A 19,662-nucleotide genomic window follows, 5' to 3' on the forward strand; every position below is an offset into this window, starting at 1 on the left:
TCAGCCGGCGTTGCTGACAGCGGCGGCCAGTCCTTCGACCAGAGTCGGCAGGAAGTACGGAATCGACAGTGCCGTCGGGCCCACTGCCGCTCCGGCTTCCTGCCCGACGAATCCTGCCACTGCACCCGCGGCAACCGCCGGAATCTGGCGCGAGACAGACGAATCCAGGAACTGCTGCAAGGCATCGTCGGTGTCGACCTGAGTGAACACCACATCGGCGTCGATCTTCGAGATGTTCTCCGCCGAGACCGTGGTCGAGTAGGTGGCATCGTCGGTCGCGAGGTCGGTCACCGAGGCAGGCGAGACGAAGCCGAGATTCTCGAGCAGCTCCACCCGTGGGTCCGACGGCAACAGCAGGTAGTAGACATCCGCAGCCTCGGACACGTAAGCAATTGTGCGGCCCTCGAATTCGGGATGCGCAGCACCTGCGTCCTGAACCTGACGATCGAGATCGGCAACAAGATCACGTGCCCTGTCCTGCACGCCCAGAACATCTCCGGTGGTGGTGATGACATCGCGCCACGGCGTCGACCACAGCTCCTCGGGCGGGGCGATGACAGGTACGCCGGCAGCGGTCACCGCGTCGTATTCCGCCTGCGTCAGGCCGGAGTGCGGAGCAAGCAGTACATCGGGATCGGCGGCGAGCACCTTCTCGACCGTCAGCGCATCGGTGACGTTGTCGAGCAGAATCGGTGCCGGCTCGCCGCTCGCGTCGATCGCATCGGAGATCCACGGGTAGGTCAGATCATCACCTCCGCCGTATTCGGCCGAGGGCATGGCCACGGGTACGACGCCGAGCGCGAGTACCGCGTCCGTGGTGCCGAATCCCCATGTCGCAACCCGCTCGGGCACGGCGTCGAGCGTCGTCTCGCCGTACATGTGCGGCACGGTCAGCGGGAACGAGCCGGTGGACGACTCTGCGGCCGGAGTCTCGGCACTATCGGAAGTGCTGCAGCCGACCACTGCGATGGATGCGGCGGCCATAGCGGTGAACACTGCAGCGAAGCGGGTGGTTACACGAAGAGTCATCACGGTCCTGTGGGTTGGCGGCATTGCCACTGAGGTTAGCCTTAGCTACACCCTCATGGAAATCCAGCCCCACCGCTCACAGCAACCTCGCAGCGAGGGTTCAGCGTCCTCACCGGAACACCCCAGAGTATTGGCACTACCGAAACGAACCGATGCCATCTCAGAGGAGAACCCACGATGACCCCAATCCCAGAGCCCACCAACACTTCTGCCGGACCCACCTACGAGGGACGCCTGCTCGATCGCCCCACCGAGGAGGTCGTCGACCAGGGTGCCGGGTTCGACATCACCACCCTGATCACCCGCCGCCGCGTGCTGAGCATCGTCGGCGCAGGGGCCGGAGCGGTGGCACTGGCCGCCTGCTCCTCCACATCGAGTTCCGGAAGCGTCACCACCACAACAGCTTCCATGACGGCGAGCGCAACGACCGAGATTCCACAGGAGACCAACGGCCCCTACCCGGCCGACGGCTCCAACGGCGTCAACATTCTCGAAGAGTCGGGGATCGTGCGCAGCGACATCACCTCGAGCCTCGACGGCGGCACCACGGTCGACGGCACACCGCTCTCGTTCACCTTCAGTCTCACCGACATGGCGAACGACAATCGACCGTTCGAGGGTGCGGCCGTATACCTGTGGCAGTGCGATGCGGACGGCCAGTACTCGATGTACTCCGAGGGCGTCGAGGACGAGACGTACCTGCGTGGCATTCAGGCTGCCGGTGCCGACGGCACAGTCACATTCGAGACCATCGTCCCCGGCTGCTATTCCGGTCGCTGGACCCACATGCACTTCGAGGTCTACCCCGACGCGGCGTCGGCGACCAACGTGGACAATGCCATTGCCACCTCGCAGGTCGCGTTCCCTCAGGACATGCTCGACGCGATCTATCAACTCGACACCTACCCGAACTCGGCGCAGAACCTCGCCCAGCTCGGCAGCCTCGACAACGACAACGTGTTCGGCGACGGCTACGACCTCGAGATGGGGACGTTCTCGGGCGACCCCACATCCGGCTACGTCGGATCGTTGGCCGTGGCCATCGACACCGCCACCGAACCCGCTGCAGGAGGCGGCGGAGCACCCGGCGGAGGTGGCGGTCAGCCTCCGATGGGCGGCGGCACTCCCTCCACCAACTGATCCCTCTCACCCCAACCACCGAAGGAAAACCCATGTTGCACAACCTCACCGGATGGCACGCCCTCATCGTTCTCGCCATCCTGCTGCTCGTGTTCGGTTCGACCAAGTTGCCGTCACTCGCCAAGGGCGTCGGCCAATCGATGCGCATCCTGAAAGACGAAGTGCGCGTGGACAAGGCAGCATCTACGCCGGACGACGCCACCGTTCCGTACCGACACGCGTCATGACCACGGCCACCGCCGCGCGAGGCGTAATGCCCCTTGCCGGGCACATACGCGAGGCCCGTCGCCGCGCTGTCCGCGCGGCGGTGTCCCTGCTCGTCGGCATTGCCATCGGATTCACCCTCTCCGATCAGATCCTCGACATCCTCCGCGCGCCCGTCGAAGAACTGGCTCTCACCCGTCAGGCCAGTCTCAATTTCGAGACCGTCACCGGCGCTTTCGATCTCGAACTGAAGATCGCCCTGTTCACCGGCGTGATCGTGTCGTCTCCGGTGTGGCTGCGTGAGCTGTTCGCCTACCTGACCCCCGGCATGACGCGTCGGGAGAAGAAGTACGTCTACGGATTCTCCGCGGCCGCCGCTCCACTCTTCGTCGCCGGCTGTCTGTTCGGATTCGCCATCTTCCCTCGCATGGTCAGTGTGCTCGCCGGGTTCTCCTCCGACCAGGACAGCACCATCCTCAACGCCTCGTACTACGTCGATTTCGTCATGAAGATCGTGCTGGCCACCGGTATCGCCTTCGTCCTTCCGGCATTGCTCGTGATGCTCAATTGCCTCGGAATCCTCTCCGCACGCAGGCTACGCAGCAGCTGGCGCATCAGCATCGTCGCCATCGCCCTGTTCAGCGCACTGGTCACGCCCGCCGCCGATGTCCTGTCCATGTTCCTCGTCGCGCTACCGATGGCAACACTGTTCGGCGCAGCGATCGCGATCACCGGCGTACACGACAGACGCGCCCTCACCCCACCGAAACCGGAGCTCTCATCATGTTCGGCTTGACCTTCGAGAAACTGTTCCTGGTCGCGATCATCGCCGGGTTCGTCCTCGGCCCCGCACGCCTCCCCGGATACGCCCATCAACTCGGACGGGCCGTGCGTGCCGTGCGCCATTTCGTCGAATCGACCCGCAGCGCAGCGGAAGACGAGATGGGTGTTCCGCTGCGGCGCAGCGAGTGGGAATCCATGGACTTACGGCAGTACGACCCCCGCCGCGTCGTCAGCGACGCTTTACGTGACACCGACGCACTGCGTGAGACCGACTCCCCATCGGAACAGGTGCGCGCCGAGGCTGCCCGAGTTCGGCCCGGTCAGAAGTACCTGATCACCGGGACGGCGTCGCATCCGCACCGGATTCTCCTCGACTCACTTTCCGAGGACGACCCGCGACGCATCGCCGCGCAGTAGATTCGGAGATTGTGAACACGGCGAACATTGCGGTCCCCGATGGTTGGTACTCGTTGGTGTCGACCGGGCACGAAGTACACGCAGTCCCGAGTCCGACATCGGTTGTGGCAGCGTCGGATTTCGGCGTCAACGTCAGTGCTGCGCGTCCCGGTGAGGTCTCGGTGACCATCGAAAACGCGTACCGCCCTCCGACCGATCATGTTCCGAAGGGGTGGACCCTCGAAGCGTCCGGGACCTTCATTGCCGCAACGCTGTTGCGCGTCGAGACCCCGGACGGCATCGTTCACGACGAGTTCCCCGACTTTGCGCAGATCATCCTTCCCTCCGAGATGACGTATCGGATGTTCCGAAAGTTTCGGGACGACACCGGCCTCGAGCAGCATCTCTTCGAACTCACACCGGCGATGATTCTCGACGCGCAAGGACGACCCGCGCGCTTCGAGACAATCCAGCGCGCTCACCCGGACCCCGACGACGTCACAAGGTGGGAAGTCGCATGCCCCACGTCGGCACCCGGCGCGTCCGTCATGGTCAACGGAAGCGGGGCCGATCGAGCCGAGGCGTTGCGCGCGGTCGTCGACAACGGCCTGAACCTGTTGCACAGCGAGACACCCGATGCGAGCCCGCTGTCGCCGATCTTCGTGGCGTTGGGTGCGGAGTTCGCCTGGGTCAGGGGTTTCGGCGATCCAGCGTTGTCGACGTCGGACCTCGCGCAGGTGGTTCTCGACGGCATCGAGGGTGAGCGGCGCTCTGCCGTCGAGCGCGCCGCTGCTTTTTCTACCCGTTCGTCACGCCCGCCTGTCAAATATTCGACGCACTCATCGAGTGTCACGCAGCAATGGAATCGGATCGCCGCGTGGCTCGAGAACAATATTCCGAACTACGTCGTCACGGGTGCCGACGAGACGCGCATTGCCGATGCCCAGAGGCGAACCGGAGTGGAGTGGCCGAGCGAGCTCATCGAACTCTTCCGGTGCGTCGACGGCCTTCCTCGTGAGCCATGGATGGTCCTGTTTCCGAAATACGAGCTGTTCGGTCTCGACGCGATGCTCGAGGACCGTGCAATGATGACCGACATCTGGCAGACCGGCGATGCCGAGAACGATCCCGACCGGGTGATCTCCACGACCGCAGGCGAAGCCGCGTGGACCTTCCTCGACGAATTCATCCCGATCGCGGGGATGGACGGCTACTCCCTGTTCGTCGACACCCGCCCGGGCGAGTTGAACGGCTGCGTGACCGTCTTCGACAAGGTGAACTCCGACGATGCTGGGCCGCAATGGCTTTCCATCAGCGCTCTGCTCGACGATCTTGCAACCAGTCTCGAGACAGGAAGGCCGTTCGACGGAGGGTGGCGGCACGCAATCGTCGACGGGCATCTGGCGTGGGACATTGAGGTCGAGTGGTGACAAACCATTGGCTGGACCCCAGCGCCGAGGGTGTAAGACGCGCGACTCACCGCAGGTAACAGCCCGTGGTGATCATCAGCGCGGTGCGTCCACCTGCACCCAGCAGTATTCGGCCGCCGTCGGGGTCACGCATACTCACCGAACGACTTTGTCCATCTTCACGGTTGAGATCGACTCCGTCGAAACCATTGGCCACAGCGATGCTATCGACAGCCTCGAGCACTGCCGCCCATCGATCGGACGGGATGGGAGTATCGGAACTGTACGGCAGCAGTTTCACCTCGACCCCCGGCGTGTTCGAATACGGGGCGCTGCAGGGTGATTCGCTGCGCGCTCGGGTGGTGGACCATTCCAGGCCCGGCACGAGTGCCGAAATGGCCGCCTTGATGTCCTCCTGCATTTGCTCGAACTTCGGTTCGACAACGCTCTGCCGCCCCGGCCGTTGCTTCAACTCCTCGGTCAGCGCGGCGGTCTCCTCGGCCCTGATCTCCGAATCCGCCTTCCCCCGCGGACGCTGGTCCCCCTCGTACGGCTCCGCTGTGTTGCTCATGCACCCTCCCAGGAATACGGCAGCGAGTACGGCTGCGCACGCACGTCGCGGTCTCGTCATCGGGCCACCGCCACATCGGGAATGCCGGCGATCACGGCAGCTTGATTGAACTGACTGGTGGTGTCCAGCTTGTAATAGTCACTGTGACTTCCCATCCGGTCGATGAGGGGGCCGGTGAATCGATCGGTGGACATCAGCGTGACGTCGGTACCGTCGGGCATCACGATGTCGGCGGCTCGGGTCGACAGATCGTGCACTCCGGCGATCTCGCGTGGATCACCGTCGAACCGGGCCAACGCAGCGACACCGTCTCCCCCGGACGCGAGGGTGTACGCGTCACCGTTGATGTGCAGTGCGCCGAGGTTGTCGGTACCCACACCGGGCGAACCCATGAACACCGCGTCGTCCACACCGGTACCGTCCTGCAACGCGAATCCTGTTGTGACAGAACCATAGGAGTGCCCGACGGCCGTCAGATGGGGATCGTCCGAACGCGAGGCATCGATGCCGTCGAGGAAGGACGCCAGTCGGTCACCTCCGGTCCGTGCCATGTCGTCGGACAGCACCCCCACATTCTGCGGTGACTCGTATCCCATGAAGGCCACCGACGCGACGCTCTGCCCGGCAGTGTCGGTGCTGTAATGGTCGAGTTGCCACTCGGACAGATCCCGCACGGACGCTGCGTCGCGCACCAGGTTGGCCAAGCCGCCGTCGACGGTACTGGTGAAGCCCGGGGTGTGTACGGACACGTGATCGGCGGCGTCCACGTCGCCCACCGCGACCACTGCGGTGGCCAGCGTCTGGCCGGGCGAGGCGTCGAAGGACAGCAATTGCCTGTCCGAGAACGGGATTCGATTGCCTTCCGAATCCAGCGCCACGTTTCCGTCCTGCCCCACTTCGAACATAGCGCGTTCGACGGCATCCAGAGATGCCCGCTTGTCCAGTGCGAGTTGCAGTCTCTTCTCGTCCATCGCGTTCTGGGTCTGCTCGAAGCGAGCCCGCGCTTCGTTGATCTGCCCGTCGATGGTGCTGCGGTCGATAGCGAGTTGCGTCAGGTTGGCCGTCGACCGTTCGGCGGCGGGGATGCCGTCGAGGTCCCCGATCCAGTAGGGGCGCTCCGCGCGGACGTAGTCGCGCTGATCGTCAGTAAGCGAATCCCACCACTGGTTGTTCTCGGCGGGCTTGCCGTCTTCTGGCGGCATCGGGGCCTTCACCGATCCCTGATCACCGCCGAAATCGGCTGCCTCGCGTACGTCGGTGCTGCCGTGGTCGGTGATCGAATTCTGCGCCGCGGCACTCATGACTGCGGCCGCGTTCTCTTCGATCTCCGTTCCTTGACGCACGATTTCGCCGACGCGGTCGAGAAGCTCGACTTTGAGTCGCTGGCGATCCGCGGCTTCGGCGTCGGTCTGATTCGGCGGTCGCTCGAAAGCCCATCTGTCCCAGAGCGTGTTGTCGTTGCACACGGCGAAGTCGTTCGCGAAAGCCAGCGACGAGACGTCGGCGAGCGCCCGTTTCAGTGCGGTGACAGCATCTTCGGTGTCGTCGGTGAGCTTCTTGACGGCCCCGACCTGCGCCGCCGAGTCGGTCAGGTGGTCTACGACGGTATCGAACGCGCGGCGGGCCTCCTCGCTGGTCTCCCCTACCCAGCCGTCGACGACCCCGAGGCGATCGAGCTGATCACCCAGTTCGATCAGGGTGCTGATTCTGCTGGCGAGCGAGCTGCTGAGCCGCTCAAGCCCCGCCGTGTCCCAGTCGTTGATTCCCCCGATGTCAACCACGCGGTCAAGGTACCAGCCCACTGCCCGCCCCACCGGGTGTTACGTTCACCCTAGTGACAGGCACCAACAGCCTCGGGGGAGGAATGTGATGGGGGATCGTCTGGACGTCGACGTGGCCGTGCTTCTCGACGCAGCGGGCAGAACCGACCTTGCGATCGAGATGGCGTCCGATGATCTGGCCGTGGTGGCACGCGATATGTCGACGGGTGCAGCGTGTTGGCCGGGAGCAGCAGGCACGGCGTACTCCGCCCTCATGGCTGCGTGGGACACAGCCGATTCGACGCTGTCCACCGAGGTGAAAGATCTTGCTCGAAAACTGCAGGCAGCTGCACGAGACTACGCAGAGGCCGAGGCTCGAACGGAGGCGCAGATTCGCGGTACCGGCTGACTACACCGGACGGAAGCCCGCACCCGGAGCCCCCGACTCACTCAGCAAGCGCACCGATTCGGACGCCGACGCGTAGGCGGTGGGACTGAGCAACGGAGCGCCCGAGGCATGGCTGGCGATTCCGACGAGCGTGGTGCCGGCCATGAGTGGGGCACCGGAGTCGGCCCATACAGTGACGGCATCGGACATCAGATCGCTGCCCCGGGTCTCGACGATGGTGCCGCACGTCAGTCCGCTGCCGAGCCCGCTCTTGCAGACCGGCTGCCCCACCGATCCGATGCCGATGTCCGTCACGGTGATTCCGCCCAGACTCGCCACCGGCGTGACCTTGGTGGGATCGAGGACGATGACGCCGTAATCGGGTCCCCAATGCCCGACGGCCGTAGTGCCGACCGGGGCCGCGGGCGATCCGACGAGAGTGACGGGCAGACCCGTGCTCAGAATGCAGTGGCCTGCGGTCAGGGCAACGAGTCGGCCGGCGTCGTCGTATCCGACGGCCGCAATGGAGCAGGCGGTGAGGTCGTCGATGCCGCCGGTGGTGACGAAACCAGTGCCGGGCCCGACGACCGGAAGGGGTGCTGCAGCAGCGGTTCCTGGGGCGAACACAGTGGCCGCCAGGACCGCTGCGGCGAACAGTCCACTGACACAACCGAGTCGGGCATTCTTCATACGGGCATTCCTTGTCGACGAACGTACGGAGCGGGGCCTACATGCGCGGGTCAATCCTGGCACAGGCACGCCGTTCTCGTGCGGCGCCGCAGGGCTCATTCGGACCCGAGGACGAGAATGATCGCGACCACGACGACGAACAGCACCAGGCCACCACCGGCCAGAGCAAATGTTCGCGCGTTGGTAACTGTAAAAACCCCTTCGCCTGCTGGGGTGGCGCTGGTTTCGGTGATTCCGAAAGCAACGCCCAGAAGGAGAAGGAATTGAACAACCCACGCCCACCACGGCAAACCGAGCCTTGCCATCGTCAACGCGGAACCCAAGGTGATGGCCAGCGACACCACTGCTGCATATATGACCGACGGCAGGGTCACACCCAACGGAGTCCGGATGCTCTTCAACTCTTCCACCCCGACTCCGCGTTCAACGACCACGATCACTGTTGTTAGCCAGAGTACTTAGTCGAACTCTCTAGTCAAACGTCAGACGCAACGTCACTCCACAGGTATGTCTGCAGCGGCCAGCGTGAATTGCACAACGTCGATGCGTGAACTCTTGAATCGAGCCGACGAGCCGGTGAGGTACTGAACGTATTTGTCATACGTCGCCTCCGAAGACACGGCAATGGCCTCGTCACGGGAAGCAATCAGTTTCTCGGCCCAGGTATCGAGTGTCCTCGCGTAGTGCAGCCTCAGGGGATGCTCCCGAAGCAACTCGAAGCCGGCCTCGGCCGCCTTGGACTTGATCACCTTGACGAGCGTCAACTGTCCGCCGGGAAAGATGTCGCGCAGGATGAAGCGCGAGAAATGCGCATCCTCGCGAGTGAGTCCGCCCGCCCCGGAAGCCGGATCGGGTGGCGTGATGACGATGGTGTGCAACAACATTCGACCATCGGCCGACAGTAGCGAGCGGCACTTCGCGAAGAATGCGGAGTATCGATTGCGCCTGAAGTGCTCGAACGCGCCGATGCTGACGATCCGGTCGACGGGCTCGTCGAATTCCTCCCACCCCTGCAGCCGAATGTCGACGGTGCGTTCACTCGACAGGTCGGCCACGACGGCGCGACCGTGCTCGTACTGATTTCGGCTCAACGTCAGACCGATGACGTTGACGTCGTACTTCTCCACCGCCCGCTTGGCGAGAGCTCCCCAACCGCAACCGATGTCGAGCAACGTCATGCCCGGCTTCAGGTCGAGCTTGCCGAGGGCGAGGTCGATCTTGGCCGTCTGCGCCTCCTCCAGCGTCATGTCGTCACGCTCGAAGTAGGCGCAGCTGTACGTCATACTCGGATCGAGGAACAGAGCGAAGAACTCGTCCGACAGGTCGTAATGCGCTCGCACGTCATCGACGTACGGCTCCAGTTGTTCGCTCATCACGCCACACCTTTCCCCACCGCATCGGTGCCGATCACTCGGCCTAGTGCACGGGCACCGAGCTCGCCCAGCATGTCTTCGTGTTCCACATCCACCCGGTGCACCGACATCCGACCGTCGACGAATTCCGTCCAATGGTGCGCACCGTGCGAGCCACGAGCGGCGAAGTAGTGCACCGGACCCGCGAACACAGCGGGCGCGTACGACGCCACCCAGGTGTGAGACATCGCGACGGGACGATACATTCGCTGCAGATGATCCTCGGTGAGAAACGCCAGTTCACTTCTGTTCTCGCGCAATCGATCCACGATGTCCTCGAACGAGTCACCCTCGACCCCGAGCTGAAGAGCGAGATCGTCGATGCCGAACTCCGAAGCCCCCTCGGGTGCCCACAGCTGAGCGTCGACGAGCGCCAGCAGGGCGACGTCCTCACCCTCCGACTGCAGTTGAGCGGCAACAGCATGCGCGATCACACCGCCGAGCGACCACCCGACCAGGTGATAGGGGCCGTGCGGCTGAACGCCTCGGATCTCGCGCACGTACCTCTCGGCGAACTCCTCGATCGAGGTCGGTGCGGCGTCACCGTCGGCGATACCGGGCACCTGCAACCCGTACAGCGGACGTTCGGTCTCCCCGAGCAGCGAGAAGTAACTCCACGCGATTCCGATAGCCGGGTGCACACAGAACAGCGGTGCGCCCACGCCCTCGGTCCGCAGCGGAAGCACCACCTCGAAAGCACTGTCCGCACCCTGCTCGCCCGCATCGAGTTGCGCGGCCAGGGCCGAGATCGTCGGATGCACCAGCAGCAGGCTGATGGGCAGCCGACGGCCCAGCCGGTCCCCCAGCGCATCCATCACCTGCACCACCGAGAGGGAGTGCCCGCCCAGATCGAAGAAGTTGTCGTCCACACCGATGTCCTCGCCTGCTACCTGCAGTACGTCGGAGAACACCGCGTGCACCACCACCTCGTGAGCGGAGACCGGGGCGCGTCGTTCGGTCGACATCACCGAGGGCTCGGGCAGCCTGCTCGCATCGACCTTGCCGGACAACGTCATCGGCAGTGCCTCGACGACGGTCACGGTACTGGGCACCATGTACGCCGGGAGCGTCCGCGCCAGGAACTCGCGAGCCTCCCGCGGTTCGACGCCACCCACCACGTAGGCAGCCAGAGAGTGCGCACGACCGATCACGCTGGCCTGACGCACATTTCGGTGACGCAGCAACGCTGCTTCCACCTCGGACAGCTCGACGCGATGGCCGCGAATCTTCACCTGTGAATCCACTCGGCCCAGATACTCGAGTTCGCGATCACTGCCCCGCACCACCCAGCGCACGAGATCACCTGTGCGGTAGAGCCGTCCGTCGCCGAAGGGATCGGCAACGAAGCTACTCGCCGTCGTTCCGCTCTGCCCCACGTATCCTTCCGCAAGACCGGCCCCGCCGAGGTAGAGCTCCCCGACGACGTTGTTCGCCACCGGGCGCAACCGGGCGTCGAGGACCACGGCGTCGAAGCCGCGAACCGGTCCGCCGATGGTCACCGGGCTTGCCGGGCCCCACTCACGCTGGTCACTGGTGCAGGTACTCATGACGGTCCCCTCGGTGGGGCCGTAGGCGTTGAACACCGAACGATCACGGGACCATCGCTGCAGCAGAGCAGAATTGGCGGCTTCACCCGCCATCACGATCACCCGAAGCGACGGCACGGCCTCCGCGTCGGTCACCTGCAGCACGGTCGGGGTGAGGCAGGCGTGGGTCACCTGATGTCGATCGATGAGCGCTTCGAGTTCGCGTCCTCCGTGCACCTCGGACGGAACGATCACCACGGCGGCTCCCGCGCCGACGGCCATCAGGGTCTCGAAGATCGACGCGTCGAAGCTCGGGGATGCGAACTGCAGCACCCGCGATCCCGGCTCGACGTCGAACAAGTCTCGCTGGCTCTGCACCAGATTCGCGATGCCGCGGTGCGTCACCCGCACACCTTTGGGTGCCCCGGTCGAACCGGAGGTGTAGACGACGTAGGCCACGCTGTCCAACGGTGCGCCCCGCACGTCGACGCGGTCGAGTTCGTCGCCGGTGACGCTCACCCAGTCGCTGCCGATCGAATGAAATTCTGCAGCAGCAACTCCCATGATCGGCGCTGCCCGATCGAGAATCTCCTGCACCCGAGCCACGGGTTGAGACGGGTCGATGGACAGGAAGCCGGCACCGGTCTTGGCCACCGCCCAGATCGCGATGAGGTACTCGACGGAGCGAGGGTAGGCGATCGCCACCAGCGCACCGGGGCCAGCTCCTGCACGTATCAGACTGTCTGCCAGGGCATTCGATTGTCGGTCCACCTCGCGGTAGGTCAACGATCGTGAGTCGTCGATCACGGCGGCATTGTCCGGCCAGCTCGTCACTGCCTGCTCGAACACCGCCGCCAGGGTGCAGCGTTCGGGTGCGCTGTCGCGGCTGGAGGCGACGGCCGACGGGGCGTGCGCGAAGTCCGCGCTGCCGAGCCGGGTGTTCGGCTGCGCCCCGACCAGGGTCAACACCTCGGTCAGACGCTCGGCGAGTCCGAGAATCACCGAGCGCGAGAACCGGGCGGGCGAGTACCCGAGATGGCCGAGCAGTCCGGACTCGGACTCCTCGACCACCACCTCGAGGTCGAACTGCGTGGCCGTGATGTCCACGCGACGCGGGGCGATCTGCGAAGACCCGAGTTCGATTGTCGGAGTTGCCATATCCCCGAAGGCCAGGAGCACCTGGAACAGCGGATGGGTATCGACCGCGCGAGTGGGTTGCACGGCGTCCACCACCCACTCGAACGGCACGTCCGAGTTCGCAAATGCGTCAAGATCGCGGTCGCGCACGGCGGTCACGAAGTCCGCGAACGTCATCGACGGATCGACCTGCGTCCTGAGGACGACGGTACCGACGAACATGCCGACGAGGTGGTCCAGCGCCGGGTCGGAGCGGCCCGCCACCGGGGTGCCGATGGCGATGTCCTGGGTGCCACTGGCTTCGGAGAGCACGGCGGCCAGCGCTGCGTGGACCACGACGAACACCGTCGCGCCCAGCCCATGGGCGAGCGTGCGCAGACGAGTGAGGGTCTCCGAGTCCACGGCGAACTCCACCGGACTCGCATCGACCGACGCGTCGGGAGTCCCGGTCGGCAAGTCGAGAAACTCCGGTACGCCGGCCAAAGTACGACGCCAGAATTCGAGCTGATCCGACGCCACCGCGTCGAGAACGTCGCGCTGCCACACTCGGTAGTCCGAGTAGTCGACGGCCAGCGGTCCGAATTCCGGTGTGGATCCGGACAGTCGGGCCAGCAGAGCGATCTCGATGTCTCGGGCCAGTGGACGGAGCGAGAGGCCGTCGATCGCGATGTGGTGTGCAACGGCAGACAGCACCCGCTCGCCGCCTCGGTTCACCAGGGCCAGACGCAGCGGTGCCTCGAGGGTCAGGTCGAAGCCGTGCAGAGCCGGAATGTCATGGGCGGCATGGGCATCGTCCAGCGTCGACAGCACGATCTGCGGGTCGAGAACCACGGTGACGGGACCATCGCCGGCCGACGGGTACACCGTGCGGAGCGGTGTATGCCGTTCCAGCACATCCACTATCGCGGCGCGCAGAACGTCTAGATCGAGATCCGCCGGGAGCGGCACCTCGACGGCGATGTTGTAGGCGGCCGATGTCGGGTCGTAGCGATTCTGCAGCCAGATTCGTCGCTCGGCCGGGGCAAGACCGGGGTAGGAGCGTGAGTCCGGATTGTGGACCAGAGCGGGTAGTGGGGTGTAGTTCTCGGACAGCAACTCGATCGAGGCCGCGAGCTGTGCCGCGGTGGGCGATTCGAAGATGGTCCGAACCGGAACGTGGGTGCCGAGCGCCGCGCTGATGCGAGTCGCAGCACGCGTCGCGACGAGAGAGTCCCCGCCGAGGACGAAGAAATTGTCGTCGACGGCAGGATTGTCGATTCCCAGCAGGTTGGCGAAGATTCCGAGAACGACCTCCTGCGCCAAGGTGCGTACCGCCGCCGGATCGCCGTCCGGCAGCGTCTCGGACGGCAGGGCTGCGAGATCCACCTTGCCATTACCGGTCAGCGGAATACCGTCGATCCGGGTGATTGCGGCCGGCTGCGTCGACAACGGCAGCCTGTCCAGAAGCCACGTGGCTGCGTCCTGCGCGTCGAGTCCCACCACCCACGCGTGAATTCTGTTCTCGCGCATCGTCGCCACTGCAGCAGTGACGTCCGGGTGCGCCGTCAGGGCACTCTCGATCTCGCCCAGTTCGATCCGCACACCGTTGATCTGCACCTGGTCGTCCCGGCGACCGCGGTAGTCGAGTACACCCGACAGCTGCTGCCGGACGAGGTCGCCGGTCCGATACATCCGTGTGCCGCCGGGTGCCGCGACGAAGCGCGCAGCGGTCGACGACGGGTCCGCGCGGTAGCCGCGAGCCACACCCGACCCTGCGAGGTAAAGCTCTCCGATGCCCCCGAGTGGCACCGGCCGCAACCGGTCGTCGAGCACGAGCGCTCCCACATGCGGCAACGGTCGACCGATGGTGACCGGCTCTCCGGCGCGAAGCGACTCGGCCAGCGTGGCCACCACCGTCGCCTCACTGGGACCGTAGGCGTTCAGCATCGACCGTCCCGCCGACCAGTCGTCGACGACGCCCTGGCCCAACACGTCTCCGCCGACGGCGACGGTCTCGACCCCGGGGGTCGGCGGCACGGTGGCGAGCACCGCGGGCGTGGACAGGTAGTGGGTGACGCGGTGCGCAGTGAGAAAGGCTGCCATCTCGTCCCCACCCAGTAGGTCGGGTGGCGCGATCACCATGGTCGCCCCGGCCCCGAACGCAAGCACGAGTTCGAGTACCGCGGCATCGAAGTTCACCGAATATCCATGTAGCACGCGCGAACTCGATGTCACGTCGTACCGCTGAACTACCTGCTGCGCAAGCGAATAGACACCCTGATGCGTCGCCACGACGGGCTTGGGTGTTCCCGTCGACCCCGACGTGTGGATCACGTAGGCGGGGTGCGCAGGGGTGAGCGATCCCAGGCGGTCCGCGTCGGTCAGGGGCAGGTCGCTGAAGTGCTGGGCCTGATGCTCATCGAGCCAGGTCACCGTCGGCTCTACGCCGCCGAGGCCGATCTCGATGTGCTCGAGCATCTGTTCCCGGCGAACGGCCGGGTAGCGCGGGTCCACGGGGACGAATGCGCCGCCTGCCTTCACCACGGCCCACAACGCCACGATGTAGTCGGCCGAGCGTTCGAGGGACAGAGCGACGAGAGTTTCCGGTCCGACGCCGTGTGCGACGAGCAGCCGCCCGATTCGGTTCGAGCGAGAATCGAGCGCGGCGTACGTCACCGAGTCCAGGCCGTCGATGGCGACAGCATCACCGGAAGTTGCTGTGCCACTGGCCAACACGTCGAGTAGCGTGCCGCCGGACATGGCGGACGGCAGTGCGGGAGTCTCCGCCAGCGCCAGGTCACCGATGACAACAGCGGGCTCGGCGACCGCCGCGTTCAGGAAGGCCAGGATCACCGAGGCGAACTGTTCGACAGTCGCCCGCTGGTACAGGTCGATCGAGTACTCGATCTGGCCGGTGATGACCGCCGCATCACCCGGTTCTTCCGCCAGCACAAGAGTGAGATCGAACTCGGAGGTGCGGGTGGGTATCTCCAGCACCGAGACGGGCAGATCCTCGATCGATCGGTGCGGCGCATTGTCGAAGGCCAGCATCACCTGGAACAGCGGATGCCGGTCCAGGGATCGGTCGGTCGCCAGGGCGTCGACGATGCGCTCGAACGGGACATCCGAATGCGAGAAGGCGTCGAGGTCTGCGGTGCGGACTGCAGCGAGCAACAACGCGAAACTCTCCGACGGGTCCACAGTGACTGCGAGAGGCAGGGTTCCGACGAACATGCCCACCATCTCGTCGAGCGCTTCGTGACCTCGCCCTGCAGTCGGAGACCCGACCACCACCCGGTTCGACGTACCGAAGCGACTCAGGGCCGCAGCCACGGCGGCATGGACGACCATGAACGTCGTCGAGTTCGTCGATCGGGCCAGCTCACGAATACCCGTGTGCAGCGTCGACCCGATCTCGAAGGGCACTGCGTCCGTGATCATCGATTGCACGGTGGGCCTGGGGAAGTCCGCGGGCAGCTCCGCCGACGCGGTGTCCGCATCACCCAGAACTGAAGCCCAGAACGAGAGTTGTTCGTCGGCAACCGAATCCACCACTGCGCGGTTCCACGCCGCGTACTGGCCGTACTGCGCGCGTAGGCGTGGCCAGGTGGGTGCGTGACCTGCGCCACGTGAGGCGTGGGCGAACGCGAAGTCGCGTACGAGTGGGTCGACCGACCATCCGTCCATCGAGATGTGGTGCACCACGACCACGACGACGGTGTCGCCGGATTCTTCCACTCGTAGAAGCGTTGCGCGGATGGGTACTTCGGCCGTCACATCGAATCCCTGGGCCGCGGCGGCTGCGACAGCGGAGTCCAGATCGCGCTCGGAGACAGTGCGTTCGGGCACCTCGACGAGGACGGTATCGGTGGGCCGCACTACCTGCCGCGGGCCGTCGTCGTCGGCCGGGTAGTACGTACGCAAGGCCTCGTGTCGCTCGATGACGTCGCGCAGAGCGGTCAGAACCAACGAGTGGTCGTCACCGGCTCCGACGCGTGCTCGGATTACCACGGGCATGTTGTACGCGGGCGATGCGGGATCGAACTGGTTGAGGAACCACAGCCGCTGCTGCGCGTAGGACAACGGGACACGTGACGGCAGAACGGTATCGACTAGCTCGAGCGAGACCTCCCGCGCCGAGGATGCGTCGACGGCCGCGGCGACTGCGCGGACTGTGGGGTCGGCGAACAACACGGTCAACGAGATCGAGGAACCGAGGCGTGCGAGAACTCGGGTAGCGCTGAGCGAGTCACCGCCGAGCTCGAAGAACGAGTGCTCGCGCCCCACCTTCTCGACGCCGAGGACGTCGGCGAATGCCTTCGCCACGGTACGTTCGGCATCGGTCTGCGGCGCAACGTATTCGGTGGTGACGAGCGCAACGGGGGCTGGCAGCGCACGACGGTCGACCTTGCCGCTCACCGTCATCGGCAGGGCGTCGAGAACCACGACGGCACTGGGAACCATCCAAGCGGGCAAGCGGTTTCGGAGATGATCGTCCAGCGCCGCCGATTCTCCGGTGACATACAGGACGAGTCGGTCATCGCGAACGACGGCCACTGCGGCAGTCACTCCCCCACAGGTCGTGGCCGCGGACTCCACTTCGCCCAGTTCGAGACGACGCCCGTGCAGCTGGATCTGCTGATCGCTGCGGCCGAGGTATTCGAGCGAGGAGCCGTCGAACGACCGGCGGACGATGTCTCCGGTGCGGTACACCCGAGCTCCGGAAACCCCGGGGTCGGCGACGAAGCGCGTCGATGTCACGCCCGGCTGGCCGCTGTACCCGCGGGCGAGTCCGTCGCCGCCGAGATAGAGCTCGCCGACGCCGCCGCACGGCGTAGGCCGCAGGTGCGCGTCGAGCACCAGGGCGCGGACGCCCGGCAGCGCAGCGCCGATGGTCACCCGTTCGCCGGCCTGCATCGGGTCGGACAACGTGGCCAACACCGTCGCCTCGGTCGGCCCGTACGCGTTGCGCATCGCCGCATCGGCGGAGACGAACCGGTCACGCAATGCGGGCGGGCACTCCTCTCCCCCGACGTCGAAGACCTCGATGGAGCCGAGGTCGTCGGGGTCGAGGGTGGCCAGCACCGTCGGCGAGGTGATCAGATGCGTGATCTTCTCGCTGTCCAACACATGGGCGAAGGCAGGGCCTGCGTAGACGTCGGCCGGGGCGATCACCAGGGTGGCACCCGCAGCGAATGCGGCAAGAATTTCCTGGAGGGACGCGTCGAACACCGGTGAGGCCGCGTGCAGCACGCGCGAGTCGGGGGTGACGGCATACCGTTCGACGACGTTGGCCGCGAGTTGTGCGAGTCCGCGGTGAGTGACGCTGACGGCCTTGGGTTTCCCGGTCGACCCCGAGGTGTGGATCAGGTAGGCCTCGTTGTCCACGCTCACGGTCGGCGGCGTGAACGGCCGTGCGTCCGCGTCGAGTAGGTCTTCGATGTCGAACCATTCGATCGTGCTCGGAAGCTGTTCCAGCACATCGCTGGTGGTGACACCGAAAGCGACGTTCGCGTCGGCGAGTACTGCGGCCAGCCGCTCGGCGGGTTCGGTGGGGTCCAGAGGAACGAACGACGAGCCAGCAGTGGAGACAGACCATGATGCGAGCACGGACTCGTAGGAGCGTTCGATGGCAACGGCGATGCGCGTCTCGTTCGCCGCGCCCAGTGAGAGAAGCTGCGCAGCAATGTGTTCGACGACCAGGAGGAAGTCTTCACTGGACTGATCGACTCCGGTGGCACGCACCACGGTGCCGGTTCTCAGGAGCGAGGGCAGCGGTACGGGGATCTCGGTCGCCGTGGGACGTGCGCTCAGCAACGCTTCCTTCTCGTCGACGTCGAGCACCTCCAGCTCGGACACGGCGAGCCCCTCGGGTGCATGGACCATCTCGCGCAGGAGTGCCAGGAAGCGTCGATGGTGGGCTGCGAGCTCGTCGGTGCTGTAGAGGGCCGGGTTACCGAGGAAGTCGACGCGGGTGCTGGTGCCGGCGACACCGGGGTAGACGTTGACCATCATGTCGTCGATGGGGCCGCTGGAGAGCACGCGGTATTCGCCGATGACGTCACCGAGCCGAATTGTGCTGTTGTACATCATGATATTCACCGTGGGGCCAAATACTCCCCGGCCCGCGGCAGCACTGCCGGTACCGTCGCCGGTCGCCCGCTGCATGTCCTCGACACGGAAGCGCTGATGGCGAAGTGCGCCGGTGAGTTCCACCTGAATCCGTCGAAGAAGTTCCTCGACGGTGACTCCCGGCTCGACGCCGATGCGCAGCGGAACGACGTTGGACATCATGCCGGACGATTCGCGCAGTTTCGTAGTCGCTCGGCCCGACACCGGCAAGCTGAGCATGACGTCTTCGGTGTCGGTCATGCGCGCGAGGTAGAGCGCGAACGTGGCGAGCACGACGGGGACGTCGGAGGAGTTGTACCGATGTGCCACTGCGGCAACGGCTTCGGTGAGGTCTGCGTCGAGCACCGCACCGACACTCACCGTCACTCCGCTGGGAGCGGCTGGTTCACTCGGGCTACCGGCCAGCCGGGGAGCCTCCAGGTGGCCGTCGAGTCGACCGAGCCAGTACTGGCGATCGGTCTCGTAGCGGGAGGAATCGGGGTATGCGGCCTCGTAGTCGTAGATCTCCCGCACTCCGATCGCGCGGGTCTTCGGGATCTCGGTGCCCGAGATCAACGCGGTGTACACCGCAGCGGTGCGCTCCTGCACCGAGATTGCGCCGAGTCCGTCCATGACGATGTGGTGCGCCCGGCTGTACCAGTAGTAGTGGCACGGGCCCACCTGGATGATCTCGGAGGCGATCAGTTGATCGCGAACCAGGTCGACGGGTTGCCGGTACTGCTCGTCCATGTATCGCTGAGCATCCTCGATGGGATGCTCGCGGTCGGTGAAGTCACGGTAGATCATCGCGTAGGGCACCCGGAGGTCCGACCACTGGTACGGGTGACCGTCGTCCACACCGATTCGCACTGCGGGCGATTCGAGCCGTCGGCAGGCGATGTCCGTCGCACGAATCAGCACGGCCGGATCGATATCGCCGTGGATCTCGACGTATTGAGCGATGGTGAACGGCACATCCGGGGCCAGCTGCTGAGCGAGGTAGATATTCATCTGAGCAGCCGACAGAGGGAAGCGGCCATCCTCGAACCGCTCATCCGCCTCTGGCGACACTCCCCGACCTCCTCAACGCACGCGCCCTGACGGCTTCGATTCGGCCGGCGCGCCAC

At 65.3% G+C, this 19,662-nt stretch carries 13 protein-coding genes; 6 read left to right on the plus strand and 7 right to left on the minus strand.

Annotation, left to right across the window (positions count from 1 at the left end):
* Complete coding sequence (locus MTX35_RS24190) at positions 1 to 1,029, minus strand: ABC transporter substrate-binding protein (protein ID WP_243597355.1); 1,029 nt, start codon at positions 1,027 to 1,029, stop codon at positions 1 to 3.
* A 177-nt stretch (positions 1,030 to 1,206) separates the two neighbouring features.
* On the opposite strand from MTX35_RS24190, the gene MTX35_RS24195 reads away from it, so the two are divergent.
* The 5 genes from MTX35_RS24195 to MTX35_RS26145 are packed head-to-tail and all read left to right on the plus strand — an operon-like array spanning position 1,207 to position 4,982.
* Entirely contained in the window at positions 1,207 to 2,169 is a 963-nt protein-coding gene (locus MTX35_RS24195) for a 3,4-dioxygenase subunit beta (protein ID WP_243597356.1), read from the plus strand.
* Between the two features lie 32 nt (positions 2,170 to 2,201).
* Positions 2,202 to 2,396, plus strand: a complete 195-nt coding sequence (locus tag MTX35_RS24200) for a twin-arginine translocase TatA/TatE family subunit (RefSeq protein WP_243597357.1) — start codon at positions 2,202 to 2,204, stop codon at positions 2,394 to 2,396.
* Positions 2,393 to 3,169 (plus strand): twin-arginine translocase subunit TatC, encoded by a 777-nt coding sequence (gene tatC, locus MTX35_RS24205; protein WP_243597358.1) that lies wholly within the window; start codon positions 2,393 to 2,395, stop codon positions 3,167 to 3,169. Before MTX35_RS24200 ends, tatC begins: the two co-directional genes overlap by 4 nt.
* Complete coding sequence (locus MTX35_RS24210) at positions 3,157 to 3,573, plus strand: preprotein translocase (protein ID WP_243597359.1); 417 nt, start codon at positions 3,157 to 3,159, stop codon at positions 3,571 to 3,573. Before tatC ends, MTX35_RS24210 begins: the two co-directional genes overlap by 13 nt.
* Positions 3,574 to 3,584: 11 nt before the next feature.
* Positions 3,585 to 4,982 (plus strand): SMI1/KNR4 family protein, encoded by a 1,398-nt coding sequence (locus MTX35_RS26145; protein ID WP_243597360.1) that lies wholly within the window; start codon positions 3,585 to 3,587, stop codon positions 4,980 to 4,982.
* A gap of 46 nt (positions 4,983 to 5,028) precedes the next feature.
* On the opposite strand, the gene MTX35_RS24220 is transcribed toward MTX35_RS26145, so the two are convergent.
* Together MTX35_RS24220 and MTX35_RS26150 are read right to left on the minus strand one after the other, a co-directional pair.
* Positions 5,029 to 5,532 carry an LppA family lipoprotein gene (locus MTX35_RS24220; RefSeq protein WP_243597361.1) on the minus strand — a complete coding sequence of 168 codons (504 nt, stop codon included), beginning with the start codon at positions 5,530 to 5,532 and terminating at the stop codon, positions 5,029 to 5,031.
* 56 nt (positions 5,533 to 5,588) lie between these two features.
* Positions 5,589 to 7,313: an alpha/beta hydrolase gene (locus MTX35_RS26150; protein WP_243597362.1), complete on the minus strand. Its 1,725-nt coding sequence runs from the start codon at positions 7,311 to 7,313 to the stop codon at positions 5,589 to 5,591.
* Between the two features lie 88 nt (positions 7,314 to 7,401).
* Between MTX35_RS26150 and MTX35_RS24230 the strand changes: the two genes are divergently transcribed.
* Positions 7,402 to 7,701, plus strand: coding sequence for a WXG100 family type VII secretion target (locus MTX35_RS24230; RefSeq protein ID WP_243597363.1), 300 nt, complete (start codon positions 7,402 to 7,404; stop codon positions 7,699 to 7,701).
* Here MTX35_RS24230 and MTX35_RS24235 read toward each other — a convergent pair whose 3' ends face one another.
* From MTX35_RS24235 to MTX35_RS24250, 4 genes are all read right to left on the minus strand, one after another.
* Positions 7,702 to 8,370, minus strand: coding sequence for a S1 family peptidase (locus tag MTX35_RS24235; protein WP_243597364.1), 669 nt, complete (start codon positions 8,368 to 8,370; stop codon positions 7,702 to 7,704).
* A 95-nt stretch (positions 8,371 to 8,465) separates the two neighbouring features.
* Complete coding sequence (locus MTX35_RS24240; protein ID WP_243597365.1) at positions 8,466 to 8,780, minus strand: hypothetical protein; 315 nt, start codon at positions 8,778 to 8,780, stop codon at positions 8,466 to 8,468.
* Positions 8,781 to 8,864: 84 nt separating this feature from the next.
* Positions 8,865 to 9,743, minus strand: coding sequence for a cyclopropane mycolic acid synthase family methyltransferase (locus tag MTX35_RS24245; RefSeq protein WP_243597366.1), 879 nt, complete (start codon positions 9,741 to 9,743; stop codon positions 8,865 to 8,867).
* On the minus strand, positions 9,743 to 19,546 hold the full coding sequence (locus MTX35_RS24250; protein ID WP_243597367.1) for a non-ribosomal peptide synthetase: 9,804 nt from the start codon (positions 19,544 to 19,546) through the stop codon (positions 9,743 to 9,745). Before MTX35_RS24250 ends, MTX35_RS24245 begins: the two co-directional genes overlap by 1 nt.
* Positions 19,547 to 19,662: the final 116 nt, after the last annotated feature.

The sequence above is a fragment of the Rhodococcus sp. ARC_M12 genome (assembly GCF_022810385.1).
In the GTDB taxonomy this organism is placed as follows: Bacteria; Actinomycetota; Actinomycetes; order Mycobacteriales; family Mycobacteriaceae; genus Rhodococcoides; species Rhodococcoides navarretei.